Annotated in this window: 16 protein-coding genes; 9 read left to right on the forward strand and 7 right to left on the reverse strand. The window is 74.3% G+C overall.

All coding sequences use genetic code 11. The features are described 5' to 3' along the window. The first annotated feature begins 30 nt into the window (after window positions 1–30). Window positions 31–1,785: an NAD+ synthase gene (locus tag ABEB06_RS11710; RefSeq protein WP_345696780.1), complete on the forward strand. Its 1,755-nt coding sequence runs from the start codon at window positions 31–33 to the stop codon at window positions 1,783–1,785. A gap of 202 nt (window positions 1,786–1,987) precedes the next feature. After that, window positions 1,988–2,779, forward strand: coding sequence for a putative protein N(5)-glutamine methyltransferase (locus tag ABEB06_RS11715; protein ID WP_345696781.1), 792 nt, complete (start codon window positions 1,988–1,990; stop codon window positions 2,777–2,779). A 44-nt stretch (window positions 2,780–2,823) separates the two neighbouring features. On the opposite strand, the gene ABEB06_RS11720 is transcribed toward ABEB06_RS11715, so the two are convergent. The 4 genes from ABEB06_RS11720 to ABEB06_RS11735 all read right to left on the reverse strand — a co-directional run bounded on the left by ABEB06_RS11720 (window position 2,824) and on the right by ABEB06_RS11735 (window position 6,922). Next, on the reverse strand, window positions 2,824–3,396 hold the full coding sequence (locus ABEB06_RS11720) for a maleylpyruvate isomerase N-terminal domain-containing protein (RefSeq protein ID WP_345696782.1): 573 nt from the start codon (window positions 3,394–3,396) through the stop codon (window positions 2,824–2,826). 2 nt (window positions 3,397–3,398) lie between these two features. Continuing rightward, window positions 3,399–4,406, reverse strand: coding sequence for an endonuclease/exonuclease/phosphatase family protein (locus ABEB06_RS11725; protein WP_345696783.1), 1,008 nt, complete (start codon window positions 4,404–4,406; stop codon window positions 3,399–3,401). Between the two features lie 159 nt (window positions 4,407–4,565). After that, a complete protein-coding gene (locus tag ABEB06_RS11730; RefSeq protein WP_345696784.1) occupies window positions 4,566–5,300 on the reverse strand; it encodes a TetR/AcrR family transcriptional regulator in 735 nt (244 codons plus the stop codon). Window positions 5,301–5,323: 23 nt separating this feature from the next. Beyond that, entirely contained in the window at window positions 5,324–6,922 is a 1,599-nt protein-coding gene (locus ABEB06_RS11735; protein WP_345696785.1) for an MFS transporter, read from the reverse strand. Window positions 6,923–7,115: 193 nt separating this feature from the next. Between ABEB06_RS11735 and panB the strand changes: the two genes are divergently transcribed. From panB to ABEB06_RS11750, 3 genes are all read left to right on the forward strand, one after another. After that, entirely contained in the window at window positions 7,116–7,982 is an 867-nt protein-coding gene (panB, locus tag ABEB06_RS11740; RefSeq protein WP_345696786.1) for a 3-methyl-2-oxobutanoate hydroxymethyltransferase, read from the forward strand. Window positions 7,983–8,067: 85 nt separating this feature from the next. Continuing rightward, complete coding sequence (locus tag ABEB06_RS11745; protein WP_345696787.1) at window positions 8,068–9,066, forward strand: ATP-binding cassette domain-containing protein; 999 nt, start codon at window positions 8,068–8,070, stop codon at window positions 9,064–9,066. Then, the gene (locus ABEB06_RS11750; RefSeq protein ID WP_345696788.1) at window positions 9,063–9,863 is read left to right on the forward strand and encodes an ABC transporter permease; all 801 of its coding nucleotides are present in this window, start codon (window positions 9,063–9,065) and stop codon (window positions 9,861–9,863) included. Before ABEB06_RS11745 ends, ABEB06_RS11750 begins: the two co-directional genes overlap by 4 nt. 18 nt (window positions 9,864–9,881) lie before the next feature. On the opposite strand, the gene ABEB06_RS11755 is transcribed toward ABEB06_RS11750, so the two are convergent. Next, window positions 9,882–13,514: an AfsR/SARP family transcriptional regulator gene (locus tag ABEB06_RS11755; RefSeq protein ID WP_345696789.1), complete on the reverse strand. Its 3,633-nt coding sequence runs from the start codon at window positions 13,512–13,514 to the stop codon at window positions 9,882–9,884. A 149-nt stretch (window positions 13,515–13,663) separates the two neighbouring features. Here ABEB06_RS11755 and ABEB06_RS11760 point away from each other — a divergent pair, with 149 nt between their 5' ends. Next, window positions 13,664–14,431, forward strand: a complete 768-nt coding sequence (locus ABEB06_RS11760; RefSeq protein ID WP_345696790.1) for a site-2 protease family protein — start codon at window positions 13,664–13,666, stop codon at window positions 14,429–14,431. A gap of 31 nt (window positions 14,432–14,462) precedes the next feature. Here ABEB06_RS11760 and ABEB06_RS11765 read toward each other — a convergent pair whose 3' ends face one another. After that, entirely contained in the window at window positions 14,463–14,648 is a 186-nt protein-coding gene (locus ABEB06_RS11765) for a hypothetical protein (RefSeq protein ID WP_345696791.1), read from the reverse strand. Between the two features lie 105 nt (window positions 14,649–14,753). Then, window positions 14,754–15,455, reverse strand: a complete 702-nt coding sequence (gene npdG / locus ABEB06_RS11770) for an NADPH-dependent F420 reductase (protein ID WP_345696792.1) — start codon at window positions 15,453–15,455, stop codon at window positions 14,754–14,756. Window positions 15,456–15,502: 47 nt separating this feature from the next. Here npdG and ABEB06_RS11775 point away from each other — a divergent pair, with 47 nt between their 5' ends. From ABEB06_RS11775 to ABEB06_RS11785, 3 genes are all read left to right on the forward strand, one after another. After that, window positions 15,503–16,084: a hypothetical protein gene (locus ABEB06_RS11775; protein ID WP_345696793.1), complete on the forward strand. Its 582-nt coding sequence runs from the start codon at window positions 15,503–15,505 to the stop codon at window positions 16,082–16,084. A 176-nt stretch (window positions 16,085–16,260) separates the two neighbouring features. Next, window positions 16,261–17,682, forward strand: a complete 1,422-nt coding sequence (locus ABEB06_RS11780; RefSeq protein ID WP_345701816.1) for an MFS transporter — start codon at window positions 16,261–16,263, stop codon at window positions 17,680–17,682. Between the two features lie 122 nt (window positions 17,683–17,804). Continuing rightward, a complete protein-coding gene (locus tag ABEB06_RS11785) occupies window positions 17,805–17,951 on the forward strand; it encodes a hypothetical protein (protein WP_345696794.1) in 147 nt (48 codons plus the stop codon). Window positions 17,952–17,980: the final 29 nt, after the last annotated feature.

Here is a 17,980-nt window from a genome sequence, read left to right on the forward strand (position 1 = left end):
TAACGTCAGTTCGACGATTACACTCGTGGCATGCCCAACATCCGTCTCGCCCTGAGCCAGACCGACCCGTGGGTCGGCGACATCGACCGCAACCGTGACGAGGTGGTGCGCTGGACCAGGCGGGCCGCCGAGGCCGGAGCGCAGCTGGTCGCGTTCCCGGAGATGGCCCTGACCGGCTACCCGGTGGAGGACCTGGCGCTGCGCGGCTCCTTCGTGGAGGCCTCGCGGACGGCGCTGGTCGAGCTGGCCTCCCGGCTGGCGGCGGAGGGCCTGGGCGAGCTGCCGGTGGTGCTGGGCTACCTGGGCCGCTCGGAGCACGAGGAGCACCGGACGCACCGCCCGGCCGGCTCGCCGCAGAACTGCGCGGCGGTGCTGTACCGCGGCGAAGTGGTGGACCGTTTCGCCAAGCACTTCCTGCCGAACTACGGCGTGTTCGACGAGTACCGGTACTTCGTGCCGGGCGACCGGCTGTCGGTGCTGCGGCTGCACGGGGTGGACGTGGCGCTGGCGATCTGCGAGGACATCTGGCAGGAGGGCGGCCGGGTCACCGCGGCGGGCGAGGTCGGCGCCGGGCTGCTGCTGGTGATCAACGGCTCGCCGTACGAGCGCAACAAGGACGACGCGCGGCTGGAGCTGGTCCGCCGCCGGGCCGCGGAGGCGGGCTGCCCGCTGGCGTACCTGAACATGGTCGGCGCCCAGGACGAGCTGGTCTTCGACGGCGACTCGCTGGTGGTGTCGGCGGACGGCGAGGTGCTGGCGCGGGCGCCGCAGTTCGAGGAGACGCTGCTGCTGGTCGACCTGGAGCTGCCGGCCGCCGAGGGCGACCAGCCGGACGGGCTGATCCTCAGCGACGGGCTGCGGCTGGCCCGCACCGACCTGGGCGGCGAGCGGCTGCCCGCCCCGGCCGAGCCGGTGGCGGCGCAGGTCGCGCCGCGGCTGGACGACGAGGCGGAGATCTACCAGGCGCTGGTGGAGGGCACCCGGGCGTACGTCCGCAAGAACGGCTTCCGCTCGGTGCTGATCGGCCTGTCCGGCGGCATCGACTCCGCGCTGGTCGCGGCGATCGCGGTGGACGCGGTCGGCGCCGGGAACGTCCACTGCGTGTCGATGCCCAGCAAGTACTCCTCGCAGCACTCCCGGGACGACGCCGCCGAGCTGGCCCGCCGCACCGGCCTCAACTTCCGCACGGTGTCGATCGCGCCGATGGTCGAGGCGTACCTGGGCGCCACCGACCTCACCGGGCTGGCGGAGGAGAACCTGCAGTCCCGGGTCCGCGGCACGCTGCTGATGGCGATCTCCAACCAGGAGGGGCACATCGTGCTCGCGCCCGGCAACAAGAGCGAGCTGGCGGTCGGCTACTCGACGCTGTACGGCGACTCGGTGGGCGCGTACGGCCCGATCAAGGACGTCTACAAGTCGCTGGTCTTCCGGCTGGCGGCCTGGCGCAACGACGAGGCCGTGCGGCGCGGCGAGGTGCCGCCGATCCCGGAGAACACCATCCTCAAGCCGCCGTCCGCCGAGCTGCGGCCGGACCAGAAGGACACCGACTCGCTGCCCGACTACGACCTGCTGGACACCGTGCTCGACCTGTACGTCGAGGGCGACCAGGGCCGGGACGCGATCGTCGCGGCCGGCTACCCGGCCGAGGTGGTGGACCGGGTGGTGCGGCTGGTCGACACCGCCGAGTACAAGCGGCGCCAGTACCCGCCGGGCCCGAAGATCTCGCCGAAGGGCTTCGGCCGGGACCGCCGACTGCCCATCACCAACCGCTGGCGGCGCGGCTGAACCCGGGTCGGCCGGGCGGGCGGTCCGGTAGGGTGAACGCCTGTGCCGGGCCGCGCGCCGCGCCGGCCGACCACGAACCGAGGAGGTGGGCCCCATCACCGCTGTGCCAGGACGGGTGCTCCCCTCCGACCGCCCCGCCGCCGCCCAGGCGTAGCCGGGGCGCGGGAGCCCCGCGGACGTACTCCGAAAGGCTCCTCCCGCCGTGACCCCGTACCCCTCCGCGCTGCTGCGCGCCACCACCGTCCGGAAGCTGCGCGCCGCCGGCTGCGTCTTCGCCGAGGACGAGGCGCGCCTGCTGATCTCCGCCGCCCGCACCACCGCCGAGCTGGCCGTCCTGGTCGGCCGCCGGGTCGACGGCCTGCCGCTCGAACACGTCGTCGGCTGGGCCGAGTTCGGCGGGCTGCGGGTGTCCGTCGACCCGGGCGTGTTCGTGCCGCGCCGGCGCTCCGAGTTCCTCGCCGAGCAGGCCGCGGCGCTGGCCGCGCCCGGGGCGGTGGTGCTCGACCTGTGCTGCGGTTCCGGCGCGCTCGGGGCGGCGGTCGCCGCCGCCGCCGGACCGGTCGACCTGCACGCCGCCGACCTGGACGAGGCGTCGGTGCGCTGCGCCGCCCGCAACCTCGCCGCCGCGGGCGGGCGGGTGTACCGCGGCGACCTGTACGCGGCCCTCCCCGCCGAGCTGCGCGGCCGGGTGGACGTCCTGGTCGCCAACGCGCCGTACGTGCCGACCGGCGAGATCGGGCTGCTGCCCCCGGAGGCCCGGGAGCACGAACCGCTGGCCGCCCTCGACGGCGGGGACGACGGGCTGGCGATCCAGCGCCGGGTCACCGCCGACGCGCCCGCGTGGCTGGCGCCCGGCGGCCACCTGCTGGTCGAGACCAGCGACCGTCAGGCCACCCGCACCGCGGACGCGTTCGCCGACGCCGGGCTCGCCCCGCGCATCACCGCCTGCGAGGAGCGCGACGCGACCGTGGTGATCGGCACCCGCGCGCGGTGAGGCGCGGGCGGTGAGGCGCGGGCGGTGCGCCTCCGGACGGGCCGTCAGTCGGGGACGGCGGCGCGCCAGCTCCAGGTGGTGCGGCGGGGGCGGCCGGGCAGTTCGCCGCGGCCGGCGCACCACAGCAGCACGGCCGCCGGACCGCCCGCCGGGGCGTCCGGGAACAGCCGGGCCAGCACGCCCTCGCACAGGCCCGGCGGCGGGGACCAGTCGGCGCCGAGGCCGCCCGCGAGGTCCCAGGTGTGCAGCAGCACCTCCGCACAGCCCATCGCCGCGAAGCCGCCCGGGTCGCACGGCCCCCAGTGCCACGCCCGGGCGTCCGCGGGCGCGGTGTCCAGCACCGCCCGGAGCATCCCGCCCGCCGCCGCGACCACCCGCAGCACCTCGGGCGGCGTCGCGCCCTCCCCCACCACCAGGTCGTACGGCAGGTACCCGCCCTCCGCCCGGCCCGCCAACTGCCCGGCGTACGCCGCCAGGTCGTGCGCCACGTGCGCGGCGGTCTCCCGGCAGCTCCACTCCAGCCCCCGCGCCGGCACCGTCCAGTCGTGCCCGACCGCGTACGGCCCCAGCGTCCGGGTCATCCACCCGACCGCCCGCCCCACGTCCCCACCGTCCATGCCTAGTAACGGTAGTCCGCGGTGATCGCCAGGTGGTCGCTGCCGTCGGCGGCGAGGGTGCGGGAGTCGGTGGGGGTGAGACCGCCCTTGCTGAGGATCTGGTCGATCCGGGCCATCGGGAAGGACGCGGGCCAGGAGAAGCCGAAGCCGTCGCCGGCGGCGCCCTGGGCGGAGCGCATCTGGGAGGTTACCGGCGCGAGGCTGCGGTCGTTCATGGTGCCGTTGAGGTCGCCGAGCAGCAGGACCTTCTTCAGCGGCTCGGCCTCGATCGCGTCACCGAGCGCCTGCGCGCTGACGTCCCGCTGCCCGGCGGTGAAGCCGCTGTCGAACTTCAGCCGGACGGAGGGCAGGTGGGCGACGTACACGGCGAGCGGGCCCTCGGGGGTGGTGACCTCGGCACGGAAGGCGCGGGTCCAGCCGATCCTGATGTCGACGACGGAGACGCCGGAGATCGGGTAGCTGGACCACAGGCCGACGGTGCCCTCGACCGCGTGGTACGGGTACTTCCCGGCGAGCCCCCTGGCGTAGGTGGAGACGGCACCGCCGGCGATCTCCTCCAGGGCGACGATCTGCGCTCCGGAGTCGTTGAGGAGCTTCACGGTGCCGGCCGGGTCGGTGTTGGCGGCGGCGACGTTGTGGCTGAGCACCTTGAAGTCGCCGGGACCGGTGCTCTTGTCGGTGAGCAGCCCGCCGAACATGTTGAGCCACAGCGCGGTGGGCAGCAGGACGGCGAGCAGCGCGGTGGCGGAGCGCCGCCACACGCCGAGCCCGAGCAGGACCGGGATCGTCAGGCCGAGCCAGGGCAGGAAGGTCTCCAGCAGGCTGCCGAGGTTGCCGACGCCGTTGGGGACCTCGGCGTGGAAGGCGAGCAGGACGGCGACGAGCAGGGCGAGCGCGGCGACGACCAGGCCGCGCCGCCAGCCGAGGCCGAGCCGGGCGAGACCGCGTCGCGGGGCGGGAGGCTGCGCACCGTCCGCCGCCTCGGCCGCCGGACTGTCCGCCTGCACCATGCCCACTCCTCCGTGCCGTTCCGTGTTCTGTCGTGTCCGGCTGTGGCCGAGTTCGGACCGATTCCGGAGGAATTGGTCTGATTCTCGGCTCAGCCTATGACGGGACAGACGCGGCGGGGGCGACGCCGGGTTCCGGCGCGGCCCCGGCTGTGGGCTCGGTCACGGCCGGTCGGACGGCTCCGGCCGGGGTCGGGTGCCGATGCCCTGCAGGACGGTGTCGACCATGGTGCGGGCCAGGTCGGGGTCGTCCAGCGGGGAGTCGTCCCAGAGCACGCTGCGCAGCAGGATCGGGCCGAGGACCAGTTCGCAGAGCAGTTCCACGTCGACGTCGGAGCGCAGTTCGCCCTCGGCGACGCCGCGGCGGACGATCGTGCGGAGGAGTTCGCGCCGCGGCTTGATCACTCGTTCGTGGTACGTCGCCTTCAGTTCGGGCCAGGCGCCCATCTGGCCGAGGGCGGACTTCACCACCCAGCGGGAGCGCTTGATCAGGCCGCGCCGGCGCATGTACTCGACCAGCGCGATCAGGTCGTCCCGGTAGGTCGGTCCGACCAGCGGCGGGGGCGGCTGCTCCAGGCGGTCGATCACGTCGACCAGCAGGGCCTCCTTGTTGGGCCAGCGCCGGTAGATGGTGGCCTTGCCGACGCCCGCGGCGGCGGCGATCCGTTCGACGGAGAGTTCGGCGAGCCCGCTGCCGTCCTCCATCAGGCGCTCGACGGCGGCGAAGATCGCCTGCTCGGCCGCCTCGCTGCGCGGACGCCCGCGGCGCGGGGCGGCGCCGGCCGCCGCGTCGGTCGCGGCGGCCGGGCCGGTCCCGGGGCACGGGGCGGGTCCGGTGCCCGGGGCGGGTCCGGTGGAGTCGGCGGCCGGCTGCGTGCCCGGCAGGTCGATCTTCATGCGCCCATTCTCCACCGGCCGGCTCAAACCCTGGCGGGGTCGGAGGCGGACTCGGGCGCGACGGCCTTGCCGGGCCCGCCGGGGGCGTCGGCGGTGCGGCCGGGCAGCAGCAGGAGCGCGATCACCGCGCCGACCGCGGTGATGCCGGCGGAGAGTCCGGCGACCACGTGCATGGCGTGCAGGAAGGAGTCCATGGCGGGGGTGACCAGCGCGCTGTCGTGCGTGCGGGCGGCGATCGCCAGGGTGGCCTCCAGCGACTCGCCGGCCTTGTCGCGCAGGGCGGGCGGCAGCGCGGCGAGGTGGTCGGAGATGCCGTCCCGGTAGACGGTGGAGAGCACCGCGCCGAGCACGGCGACGCCGAGCGAGCCGCCGACCTGCCGGAAGGTGTTGTTGATCGCGGAGCCGGCACCGGCCTTCTCGCGGGGCAGCGCGCCCATGATCGCGACGGTGACCGGCGGCATCACGTGCGCCATGCCGGCGCCCATCACGAAGCCGAGCACCACCAGCACCCAGATCGGCGTGGTCGCGCCGAGGAAGAGGTAGCCGAGGAAGCCGACCGCGATCAGCGCCATGCCGCCGGCGCAGGTGGCGCGGACGCCGAACCGGTCGACCACCAGCCGGGCCCGGGGGGCGAACAGCAGCTGGGCGCCGGCCAGCGGGAGCATCAGCGCGCCCGCCTGGAGGGCGCTGTAGCCGCGGACGCTCTGGGTGTAGAAGACGCCGAAGAAGGAGACGCCCATCAGCGCGAAGAACACCACGCCGACCACCGCGATCGAGGCCGAGAAGACCTTGTTGCGGAACCAGCCGATGTCCAGGGCCGGGTGGCTGGTGCGCTTCTCGAACAGCACGAACGCCACCAGCGCCAGCACGCCGACCGCGATCGGCACCCAGGCCTTCGGGTCGAGGAAGTCGGCCAGCTCGCCGCCCTTGATGATGCCGTAGATCAGCGCGACCAGGCCGACGATGGACAGCAGCACGCCGATCGGGTCGAGCCGGCCGGGGGCGGGGTCCTTGGAGTCCGGCACCAGCAGGAACATCGCGACCAGGGCGACCACCACGATCGGCACGTTGACCAGGAAGACCGAGCCCCACCAGAAGTGCTCGATCAGCAGGCCGCCGGTGATCGGGCCGACCGCGATGGCCAGGCCGACCGCGCCGGCCCAGATGCCGATCGCCTTCGGCTGCTCGTGCCGCTCGAAGACGTTCATGATGATCGCCAGCGTGGCGGGCATCACGAAGGCGCCGCCGAGGCCCATCACCGCCCGGTAGCCGATCAGCTCGCCCGGGGTGGTGGCGAGCGAGGAGAGCAGCGAGCCGAGGCCGAAGACGAGCATGCCGCCGAGCAGCGTCCACTTGCGGCCGAAGCGGTCACCGAGCAGGCCGGCGGTGAACAGCAGGCCGGCGAAGACCAGGGTGTACGAGTTGATCGCCCACTCCAGGTCGCTCTGGCTGGCGCCGAGCCCGACCGGGGCGGGGGTGGCGATGGTCTTCATCGCCACGTTGAGGATCGAGTTGTCGAGGACGACGACGAGCAGGGCGAGCAGCAGCGTGCCGAGGATCGCCCAGCGGCGACGGTGGACGGCTTCGGGCACCCGCGAGGGTGCGGGCGTGGCGGTGGTCATGCGGCTCAGCGTAGCTCCGATTTCGATACGAGACGGGGCCGTATCGTAAAACTCGGGTAAAGCCGCGTCCGTGTCGGCTGCGCGACAGTCCGTGCGGCCGGTCTTTGCGCCGGGCCTCCGGCGTGCAAGCATGGAGCCAGATCCGGGGACGCCGCACGGCGCCACGAGACAACAACCTTCAGGAGTCTGTTCGATGAACGCTTCTCCGCTTCAGCCTGCCCCGGCGCAGGAAGGTGCCGTCCTGTACGGCGGCATCACCAACCGCCGGGTGACCGTCCGCGACCTCGCCAAGGCCAAGCAGCACGGCGAGCGCTGGGCGATGCTCACCGCGTACGACGCCCTCACCGCCGGCGTGTTCGACGAGGCGGGGATCCCGGTGCTGCTGGTCGGCGACTCGGCCGGCAACTGCCACCTCGGCTACGAGACCACCGTGCCGGTGACCATGGACCAGATGGTGATGCTCTCCGCCGCCGTCGTCCGCGGCACCCGGCGCGCGCTGGTCGTCGGCGACATGCCGTTCGGCTCCTACCAGGAGTCGCCCGCGCAGGCCATGCACAACGCCGCCCGCCTGATGAAGGAGGCCGGCGTCGGCGCGGTCAAGCTGGAGGGCGGCGAGCGCAGCGCCCGCTCGATCGAGCTGCTGGTCGAGGCCGGCATCCCGGTGATGGCGCACGTCGGCCTCACCCCGCAGTCGGTGCACGCCTTCGGCGGGTACCCGGTGCAGGGGCGCGGCGACGAGGCGGCGCACCAGCTGCTGCGGGACGCCAAGGCGGTGCAGCAGGCCGGCGCGTTCGCGGTGGTGCTGGAGGCCGTGCCTGCCGAGCTCGCCGCGCAGGTCACCGAGCAACTGGCGATCCCGACCGTCGGCATCGGCGCGGGCGCCGGCACCGACGCCCAGGTGCTGGTGTGGACCGACTTCGCCGGGATGACGGCGGGCCGGGTGCCGAAGTTCGTCAAGCAGTACGCCAACCTGCGCGCCGTCCTCGGCGACGCCGCCCGCGCCTTCGCGGCCGACGTCGGCGCCGGGACCTTCCCGGCCCCGGAGCACACCTTCAAGTAACCGGCAGGGCGCTGCCACCCCGCTGTCAGTCGGCTGACGGCGGGGTGACAGCGGGGTGACAGCGGCCCCGGGCAGCCTTGGCGACATGACATCGATCGCCAACAGCAACGCCGTGGAGGTCCGCGGCATCGTCAAGACGTACGGCGAGACCAGGGCCCTCGACGGGGTCGACCTGACCGTGCGCGAGGGGACGGTGCTGGGGCTGCTCGGACCCAACGGCGCCGGGAAGACCACCCTGGTCCGGGTCCTGTCCACCCTGATCAAGCCGGACGCCGGCACCGCCTTCGTCGGCGGCTACGACGTGCTGCGCCAGCCGAAGCAGCTGCGCCGCACCATCGGCCTCACCGGCCAGTACGCCTCGGTCGACGAGCTGCTCTCCGGCTACGAGAACCTCTACCTGATCGGCCGCCTCCTGGACCTGTCCGCCAAGGAGTCGAAGGCCCGGGCCAACGAGCTGCTGGAGCGCTTCTCGCTCACCGACGCGGCCAGGCGCCCCGCGAAGACCTACTCCGGCGGCATGCGCCGCCGGCTCGACCTGGCGGCGTCGATGATCGGCCGCCCGAAGGTGCTGTACCTGGACGAGCCCACCACCGGCCTGGACCCGCGGACCCGCAACGAGGTGTGGGACGAGGTGCAGCGGATGGTCGCCGAGGGCTCCACCGTGCTGCTCACCACCCAGTACATGGAGGAGGCCGAGCAGCTCGCGCACGAGCTGACGGTGATCGACAGGGGCCGGGTGATCGCCAACGGCGGGATCTCCGAGCTGAAGACCCGGGTCGGCGGCAAGACCCTGCAGGTGACCCCGCGCAACGCCGCCGAGCTGCCGGAGATGGCGCGCTGCCTGCGCGAGGCCGGCATCGCCGCGACTGTCTCCCCCGACACCGAGCTGCTGTCGGTGCAGCTCACCGACGAGGAGCAGCTGACCGCCGTGGTCGGCGTGCTCGGCACCCGCGGCTTCGGCATCGCGGGCCTCGACACCGAGCTGCCCAGCCTGGACGAGGTCTTCCTCGCCATCACCGGCAAGCGCGACGCCTCCACCGACAGCATCCCCGCCCCGACCCGTGACAAGGAGCCCGTCGCATGAGCAGCGCCGTTCTCGACGCCAACGACACCCGGATCGGGCTCCGCGCCTCGGCCCGCCACCTGGGTGCGCTGACCCGCCGCAACCTGATGCGGATCAAGGCCGACCCCGAGTCGATGCTGGACGCGCTGCTGGTCCCGATCATCTTCACGGTGCTGTTCGTCTACGTGTTCGGCGGCGCGGTCGCCGGCGGCCAGCAGGCCTACATCCAGTACATGGTCCCGGGCCTGCTCGGCACCACCGGCCTCAACCTGGCGATGGCCGTCGGCACCGGTCTGAACAGCGACTTCCAGACCGGGGTGATGGACCGCTTCCGGACGCTGCCGATCGGCCGGTCCGCGGTGCTGCTGTCCAAGATCGCGGCGGAGATGATGCGCTCGGTCGTCGCCTTCACCGTGCTGATCACCTTCTCGATGATCCTCGGCCTGAAGCTGACCACCGGCTTCCTCCCGCTGCTCGCCGCGGTCGGCCTGTCCCTGATGCTCGGCATGTCGATCGTGTGGATCTCGATGCTGCTCGGCATGTCGCTGCGCAGCGCCCAGGCGGTCCAGGGAGTGTCGATGATGGTCATCATGCCGCTGCAGTTCGGCAGCTCGATCTTCGCGCCGGCCAGCACCATGCCGGGCTGGCTGCAGGCCTTCACCAAGTACAACCCGCTGTCCGCGCTGGCCGACGCCTGCCGCAACCTGATCAACGGCGGCCCGGTGGCCCACTCGGCGACCATCGTGGTGGTGTTCTCCGTCGTGGTCACGGCGGTCTTCGCGCCGCTCGCGGTGGCCCGCTTCCGCAAGCGGACCTGATCCGGGCCCGGCGGCCGGTCAGTAGTCCGCGATGCCGTCGAGCAGGGCGGCCGCCTCCGACAGTTCGAGGCGGCCGCCCTCCTCGTACGCCGCCTCGTACTCGGCCGGGCCGACCCGCTCGCGCGCCAGCCGCTCGCAGTACTCCCGCTCGGAGCGCTCCATGTACGAGCCGAGGTGCCCGTGCAGCGCGTCGTGCGCGCCGAGCAGCACCGCGGCCCGGCGGGCGGCCCGGGGCTCGTCCAGACGGACCGCCAGCTCGGCGAGGACCGCGGCGGCCGGGGTCAGCAGCATCAGCGACATGTGCTCGGCGAAGACCGTCGCACCGCCCTGGACGTCCCTCATCCGGCGCCGCCCCGAGGCCAGTTGGGCCAGCCCCTCGCGGACCCGGCCCGAACGGGCCAGCGCCCAGCCCCGGATGCAGTCGACCACGCCGAGGAAGACCTCGGGCGCGACCGGCCCGAGCGTGCGCTGCTCCTCCCCGAGCAGGTCCAACTGCCCGAGGCCCCGGGCGTACTCGCCGCGCTGGACGTAGTGGTGGCAGAGCACCAGCCGCCCGTACATCCGGGCGCCGTCGGAGGAGTGGCCGCTCACCGAGATCTCGGCCAGCGCGTCCACCACCATCCGCTCGCCCACCCCGTGGTCGAACTCCATCAGCGTCTCGCCGAGCCGCACCCGCAGCAGCGGCACCTCCTGGAGCGCGCCCAGCTCGGTGGCCAGCACGATGGCCCGCCGGTAGTTGTCGGCGGCCCGCTGCCCGTCACCGAGCTTGGCGAAGTTCTCGGCCTGCGCGGCCAGCGTCTCGGACTGCCCCCAGCGGTCGCCGGCCCGGGTGAACAGCTCCAGCGCCTCGGCGCTGTCCTCCACCGCCTGGCCCAGCTCGCCCACCCAGTCGTTGAGCAGCCGCGAGCGCAGCTGCAGGGCGAACGCCAGGTCGCCCTCCCGGCCGTGCAGCCGGGCGCCGACCACCGCGTCGTCCACGGCCTCCCGCATCCGGCCCATCTCCCCCGCCAGGAACAGCGCGAACATCCGCAGCAGCACCGGGGAGCGGTACGACTGCGGCAGGTCCGGGGTGTACATCTTCAGGATCCGGTCGGCGGTGCGCAGCGCCTCTGGGTCGCCGAGCGTCGCCATGTTGCCGGTGAACATCGACACCAGCCGCTGCAACCCCAGGTGCCGGCGCGCCTCCTCCAGCATCTCGGGGGCCATCGGCAGCGGCGCGTCCAGCGGCCCCTCGGTGAGCGGGACCGGCATCGGGGCGTCCTCGGCGTACGGGTCGGGCCCGAGCGCGGAGACCGCGTCGTACCAGGCCCGGGCCTCGGTCCGGTAGTCGCGCAGCGTCCAGTAGCTGCTCATCGCGAGGGCGAGGACCAGCGCCTCCTGCTCCTCGCCGAGCTCCACGGCGCGGCGCAGCGCGGCCCGGATGTTGTCCTGCTCCCGCTCCAGCCGGGCGAGTTCGGTGAGCTGCCCGGGGCCGTGCAGGTCCAGCTCGGCCTTCCGGACGAGTTCCCGGTAGTGCCGGACGTGGCGCAGCGCCACCTCGGGCTCCTCGCCGGACTCGGCCAGCCGCTCGGTGGCGTACTCGTGGATGGTCTCCAGCATCCCGTACCGGGGTTCGCCCCCCAGGTCGGCGACCAGCAGTGACTTGTCGACCAGCGAGAGCAGCAGGTCGGCGACCTGCCCGCGGGTGACCTCGGTGCCGTCGGCGACCACCTGCTCGGCGTCCTCCAGGGTGCAGCCGCCGGCGAAGACCGCGAGCCGGCGCAGCACCGCGCGCTCCCGGGAGCCGAGCAGGTCCCAGCTCCAGTCGACCACGGCGCGCAGCGTCTGCTGACGCGGCAGCAGGGTCCGCGAACCGGCGGTGAGCAGGGCGAACCTGCTGTCCAGCCGGTCCGCGAGCCGGCGCGGCGTCAGTCCGCGCAGCCGCGCGGCGGCCAGCTCGATCGCCAGCGGCAGCCCGTCGAGCCGGCGGCAGATCTCGGCGCACGCCTCCGGGTCGTCGGCGACCGCGAAGCCGGGCCGGGCCGCGGCGCCGCGCTCGGCGAGCAGCCGCAGAGCCGCCGGATCGGGCAGCGGCTCCACCGGCAGCACCGCCTCGCCCGGCACGCCGAGCGGCTCCCGGCTGGTGGCCAGCACGGTCAGGCCCGGGCACTCGGCGAGCAGCCGGTCGGCCAGGTCGGCGGCGGCCTGCACCAGGTGCTCGCAGTTGTCGAGCAGCAGCAGCATCCGGCGGCGGCCGCAGTGGTCGAGCAGCCGGCGCAGCGGGTCGTCGCGGCTGTCCATCGCCTCGCCGACCGCGCCACCGGTGTGCAGCACGGTGTCGCGCAGGCCCAGCGCGGAGACCACCGCGCCGGGGACGGCGGCCGGGTCCTCCAGCGGGGCGAGCTCGACCTGCCAGACGCCGTCCGGCCAGCCGGCGCCGGTCTGGGCGATCCGGCCGGCCTCCAGTGAGAGCCTGGTCTTGCCGGAGCCGCCGGGGCCGGTCAGCGTGGTCAGCCGGCCCGCGTCCAGCGCGGCCCCGACCGTGGCGAGGTCGCCGTCCCGGCCGACGAAGCTGGTCAGCCGCGGCCGCAGGTTGCCCGCGGCCCGCAGCGCCTCGCCGGCCGGCGGGCGCGCACCGGCGCCGTCCGGCCCCGTGGCCGCGGCAGGCCCGTCGTGAGGGTTGCCGTGGCGGCCGCCGCGGGGGTCGCCGTGGGGGTCGCCGTCACCGCCCGGCACGCCGTACGGCGGCTCTCCGTCGCCCGGCGGGCCACCCACGCCCGGCCGCCGGCCCGCCCCGGGTGCGCCGCCTGCTCCCGCCGGGCCACCGCTCGCCACCGCACCGCCGCTCGCCACCGCACCGCCGCTCGCGGCCGCGCCGTCGTCCGCCGCCCAGCCCGCGTCGCCCGCTCCGTCCCCGCCCACCGCCCCGGCCGCGCGTCCGGCGCCGCCACCACCCCGGTGCGGGTTGAGCAGCTCGCGGTACAGCGCCTGGAGCTCCGCCCCCGGGTCGGTGCCGAGCTCCTCGACCAGCGCCCGGCGGACGCCCTCGTACCGCTGCAGCGCCTCGGCGGTCCGCCCGCCGTCCCGCAGCGCGCGGATCAGCAGCACCTGCCAGGACTCGTCCAGCGGGTGCTGCTCGCACAGCTCGGCCAGCTCCGCGGTGGCGACGCCGGTGCGGCCGAGGGCGAGCAGGGCGGTGATCCGGCACCGCCGGGCGTCGTCGCGCTGGGCCTCCAGCCGGGCGGCCGGGCCGTACCGGTCCGGCAGGTCGGCCAGCGCCGGGCCGCGCCACAGCCCGAGCGCCGCGTCCAGCCGCTCCAGGGCGACTCCGGGCTCCCCGGCCTCCAGCGCCGCGCGGCCCTCGGCCGCCAGCCGCTGGAACTCGCCGACGTCGGTCCGGCCGTCGGTCAGCCAGTACCCGGCCGGGCCGGAGCCGACCTCGGCGCGGCCGACGGTGCGGCGCAGCCGGCCGACCAGGGTCTGCAGCGCGGCGGCGGAGTCCTGCGGCGGTTCGGCGTCCCACACCTCGTCGACCAGCAGCTCGGCGGGGACGGGCCGCCCCTGCCGCAGCACCAGGGCCGCGAGCAGGGCGCGCAGCCGGGCGCCGCCGAGCGGGACGGGGGTGCCGTCGTCGGAATGGGCCGTGGTCGTGCCGAGGATGCCGTAATGCACGCGACCATTCTGGTCGACGCCGCGGGGTGGAACACCGCCGATGTCCCGGACGTTCACGTGGGGCCGGTTGTCGGCCCGCCGCCGGGACCGGCATGATCGTCCCCTGCCAGTCCCCGCGTCCGTCCCTGCCAGCCCCGGAGTCGTACCGCATGAGCTTCGCGTCCACTCGCAGCCGCAGCGAGGAGAACCGGATCAGTCCGGTCTTCTGGGTGCTGGTCGCCGTCCTCGCCACCTCGGCCTGGGGGGTGGCCACCGGGACCGGCAACGCGCGGTTCGGCCTCTTCCTCTTCGTGGTGGCCGGCTGGATGGTCTCGCTGTGCCTGCACGAGTACGCGCACGCGCGCACCGCGCTGCACGGCGGGGACATCACGGTCGGCGCCAAGGGCTACCTGACCCTCAACCCGCTGAAGTACGGGCACGTGCTGCTCAGCTTCGTGCTGCCGGTGATCTTCGTGATGCTCGGCGGCATCGGCCTTCCCGGCGGTGCGGTCTACATCGACCGGCACCGGATCCAGGGCCGGTGGAAGCACAGCCTGGTCTCGGCGGCCGGCCCCCTGGTCAACGTGGCCTTCGCGGTGGTGCTGATGCTGCTCGCCAGGGCCGACCTGTACGGCGACTCGATGCTGCCTGAGGCGCTGGCGTTCCTGGCGTTCCTGCAGATCACCGCGGCGCTGCTGAACCTGCTGCCGGTGCCCGGCCTGGACGGCTACGGGATCGTCGAACCCTGGCTGTCGTACAAGACCCGGCGTGCGGTCGAGCCGTTCGCGCCGTACAGCATGTTGGTGCTCTTCGCGGTGTTCTGGCAGACCGAGGCCCGTTACTGGCTGAGCGACGCGGCACTGTGGATCATGGAGCAGTTCGGCGTCCGGATCGGGCTGGTCATCTCCGGCCACGATCTCTTCATGTTCTGGCAGTAGCCGCGGCCGTCTCTGGCCGCAGCCGCAGCCGTCAGCCCTGCTCGGCGCGGGCCCGCTCGATCCGGTCCTTGCGGATGTAGAACCAGGCGATGTTGCTGGCCACACCGGCCATCAGCACCCACACCACACCGAGCCAGTTGCCCTCGATGAAGGACACCACGGCGGCGGTCACCGCCAGCACGAGGACGATCGAGGCGTAGAGGGCGTTGCGGGGCATGGTGTGGGCTCCTAGCGGCGGGTGCGTTCGCAGCCATTGTCACCGACCGGCCCCCGGGATCCGTCCCGGGGGCCGGTAGCTCGCGTCGGATGTCGACGGTTGTCGTCAGATGTCCGTGATCCTCAGCCCGGCGTGCGCCTTGTAACGACGGTTGACCGAGATCAGGTTCGCGACCAGACCCTCGACCTGGTGGGCGTTGCGCAGCCGTCCCGCGAAGACCCCGCGCATCCCGGGGATCCGCTCGGCCAGCGCCTGCACGACGTCGGTCGCGGCCCGCTCCTCGCCGAGCACCAGCACGTCGGTGTCGATCCGCTCCAGCGAGGCGTCCTGCAGCAGCACCGCCGAGAGGTGGTGGAAGGCCGCGGTGACCCGGGAGTCCGGCAGCAGCGCCGCGGCCTGCTGGGCCGCGCTGCCCTCGGGGACCTGCAGCGCGTACGCGCCCTGCTTGTCGAAGCCGAGCGGGTTGACGCAGTCCACCACGATCTTCCCGGCCAGCTCGGCCCGGAGCGCGGTCAGCGTCTCGGCGTGGCCGTCCCACGGCACCGCGACGATCACCACGTCGCTCTCCCGGGCACACGCCGCGTTGTCCGCGCCGCGCACCCCGAGGCCGATCTCCTCGGCCGCCGCGGCGGCCCGCTCGGCGGTGCGGGAGCCGATCACCACCTGCTGTCCGGCCTGGGCCAGCCGGTAGGCCAGCCCCCGGCCCTGGTCACCGGTGCCGCCGAGAACACCCACCACGAGGGCGGAGACGTCCGGCAGCTCACGGCCGGGTCCGGCCGCCGCGTTCACTGATTCGGGTTGCGTCATGCCGGAATCCTCCCAAACGCCCCCGCGAGGCTCCATGCTTGTCGGCCATGGACGCGGTGAGAGTTTCCGCACTCCGGGAGTCGCTGACCGGTACCGGCTGGCTGGAGAGGACCGGTTCCTTCGCGGGCGCGCTGCGCTCCGAGGTGAGCAGGCGGGCCTCGTCCGGGCTGCTGCTGGTCGGCACCCCCCGGTACGAGCCCTGGCACCTGGCCGCCCACCTGGACGACGAGGCGGCGCTCTGCGGCATGCCCGCGCTCGCCCCCACCCTGGTGCGGCACACCGTCCCGGCCGGTTCGCCCGCCCACCTCGCCGTCGGGCTGCGCCGGCTGGAAGCCGCCCGGCGCGGCGCCACCGTGCTGCTGGTCGCGCCCGAGAGCGCCGGCGCACCCCTGCTGGAGCGGGTGCAGGACGCCCGGCGCGGCGGCGCCACCGTGCTCGCCGTGGACACCGGGGACCGCGAGCTGGCCGCCCTGGCCCACGAGCGGCTGAGTGTGCCGGACGCCGAGCCGGAGCCGTTCGAGCTGGTCCAGCACCTGGTCAGCGCCGCCGCCGGCACCGCCGGGCGGCCCCGCAGCCGGTTCGCCCGACTCCTCGACCGGCTGACCGGCACCCCCGCCCTGCGCTGGTGAGCCGGGCCCGCGACACCTGAGCCGGCCGCCGGAGCCGGACCGGAGCCAGCCGTCGGAGCCGTAATTCGATTGCACCGGCCGCGCCCGGGAGCGAAGCATGGCCCGACGTGAACGAATCCGCACAGAGCGACCCGTCCGACCCAGCCGGCGGCACCCTCCGCACCACCCTCCGCCGACTGCGGCCGGACCTCACGCCCTGGCGGTCCTCCCGGGACTTCCGGCTGCTGTGGACCTCGGGCTGCGTCACCTCCTTCGGCAGCTTCCTGACCTACGTCGCCGTCCCGCTGCAGATCAAGCAGCTGACCGGCTCCACCCTCGCGGTCGGCCTGGCCGGCGCCTTCGAACTGGTGCCGCTGATCGTCTTCGGCCTCTGGGGCGGTGCCCTCGCCGACGCCCTGGACCGCCGCAAGCTCGTCCTGCGCTCCGAAGCCGGCCTCGGCCTGCTCTCCGCGCTCCTGCTGGTGAACGCGCTGCTCCCCACGCCCCTGCTGTGGCCGATCTACCTGGTCGGCATGCTGGTCGCGGCCCTGGACGGCCTCCAGCGCCCGGCCCTCGACTCGCTCACCCCGCGGATCGTCCCGCACGACCAGCTCACCGCCGCCTTCGCGCTCAACTCGCTCTACCGCAACGTCGGCTCGGTCGCCGGACCGCCGCTCGCGGGTGTGATCGTGGTCGTCGCCGGCGTGCAGACCGCGTACCTCCTGGACGTCGCCAGCTTCGGCCTCTCCCTGCTGCTGCTCGCCCGGATGCGCGCCGTCCCGCCGTCCACCGGCGCCGACAAGCCCTCGCTGCAGGCCATCGCGACCGGCGTGAAGTACGCCTGGAGCCGGAAGGACCTGCTCGGCACCTACGCCATCGACATCGTGGCGATGCTCTTCGCCTACCCGGTGGCGATCTTCCCCTTCCTCGCCTCCGAGCTGCACGCCGACTGGGCGCTCGGACTGCTCTACGCCGCCACGGCGGTCGGTGCGCTGCTGGTCTCCGCGACCGGCGGCTGGACCTCGCACGTCCACCGGCACGGCCGGATGCTGCTGGTCTCCGCGCTCGGCTGGGGCGCCGCGATGACCGTCGCCGGACTGGTCGGCAACATCTGGCTGGTGCTGCTCTGCCTGCTGATCGCCGGCGGCGCCGACCAGATCAGCGGCACCGCCCGCTCCACCATGTGGAACCAGTCCATCCCGGACGAGCTGCGCGGCCGCCTGGCCGGCGTCGAACTGCTCAGCTACTCGGTCGGTCCGCAGCTCGGCCAGGTCCGGGCCGGCGGCATGGCCTCGCTGGCCGGCGTCCGGGCCTCCGTCTGGACGGGAGGCGTGGCCTGCGTGGTCGGTGTCCTCGCGCTCGCCGCCGCGCTTCCCAAGCTGCTCGCCTACGACGACCGCACCGACTCCAACGCGCTCGCCGTCCGCGCCCAGCACGAGGCCCTGGCGGCCGCCACCGCCGCCCCGGGCTCCGCCGCACCCGACCCTGGCGCACCCGGCCCCGACGCACCCGACCCCGCTGCCTCGGACGCCGCCACCCCGGGCTCCGGAGCCTCGGACGCCGGCATCGACCCGGTCGACCCGGTCGACCCGGTCCACCCGGTCGGCTCCCGCGTGTGACGGTACGGTGACACGACCGCGCCCCTCGTGCGCCGACGCACCGTCACCATCGGGGCACGACACGGGGGAAACTGCTCCACCACCGCGCGGACAGGCCCTGGACGCCCCTACTCCTCGCGCTGTTGCTGCTGACGATCCTGCTGCTGGCCCACTGCAGCTCCTCGCCGCCGAACGTCCGGGCGGTGTCCGAACGGCCCGAGCCGGCCACCGCCTCCGCCGCGGCGGCGCGGGCGACCGGGCCGCCGCCGACCCCGGACCGACGCACGTGATCCGCGACCACCGCCCGTCGTCGACCACC

The sequence above is a fragment of the Kitasatospora terrestris genome (assembly GCF_039542905.1).
GTDB lineage: Bacteria > Actinomycetota > Actinomycetes > Streptomycetales > Streptomycetaceae > Kitasatospora > Kitasatospora terrestris.

Bases quoted from the DNA above. Each gene is read 5' to 3' on its own strand.
- ABEB06_RS11725 (WP_345696783.1), bottom strand. From the start codon at position 4,406: ATGGTGCAGGCGGACAGTCCGGCGGCCGAGGCGGCGGACGGTGCGCAG.
- ABEB06_RS11750 (WP_345696788.1), top strand. From the start codon at position 9,063: ATGAGCAGCGCCGTTCTCGACGCCAACGACACCCGGATCGGGCTCCGC.
- ABEB06_RS11735 (WP_345696785.1), bottom strand. From the start codon at position 6,922: ATGACCACCGCCACGCCCGCACCCTCGCGGGTGCCCGAAGCCGTCCAC.
- ABEB06_RS11720 (WP_345696782.1), bottom strand. From the start codon at position 3,396: ATGGACGGTGGGGACGTGGGGCGGGCGGTCGGGTGGATGACCCGGACG.
- panB (WP_345696786.1), top strand. From the start codon at position 7,116: ATGAACGCTTCTCCGCTTCAGCCTGCCCCGGCGCAGGAAGGTGCCGTC.
- ABEB06_RS11745 (WP_345696787.1), top strand. From the start codon at position 8,068: ATGACATCGATCGCCAACAGCAACGCCGTGGAGGTCCGCGGCATCGTC.
- ABEB06_RS11730 (WP_345696784.1), bottom strand. From the start codon at position 5,300: ATGAAGATCGACCTGCCGGGCACGCAGCCGGCCGCCGACTCCACCGGA.
- npdG (WP_345696792.1), bottom strand. From the start codon at position 15,455: ATGACGCAACCCGAATCAGTGAACGCGGCGGCCGGACCCGGCCGTGAG.
- ABEB06_RS11760 (WP_345696790.1), top strand. From the start codon at position 13,664: ATGAGCTTCGCGTCCACTCGCAGCCGCAGCGAGGAGAACCGGATCAGT.
- ABEB06_RS11775 (WP_345696793.1), top strand. From the start codon at position 15,503: ATGGACGCGGTGAGAGTTTCCGCACTCCGGGAGTCGCTGACCGGTACC.
- ABEB06_RS11765 (WP_345696791.1), bottom strand. From the start codon at position 14,648: ATGCCCCGCAACGCCCTCTACGCCTCGATCGTCCTCGTGCTGGCGGTG.
- ABEB06_RS11710 (WP_345696780.1), top strand. From the start codon at position 31: ATGCCCAACATCCGTCTCGCCCTGAGCCAGACCGACCCGTGGGTCGGC.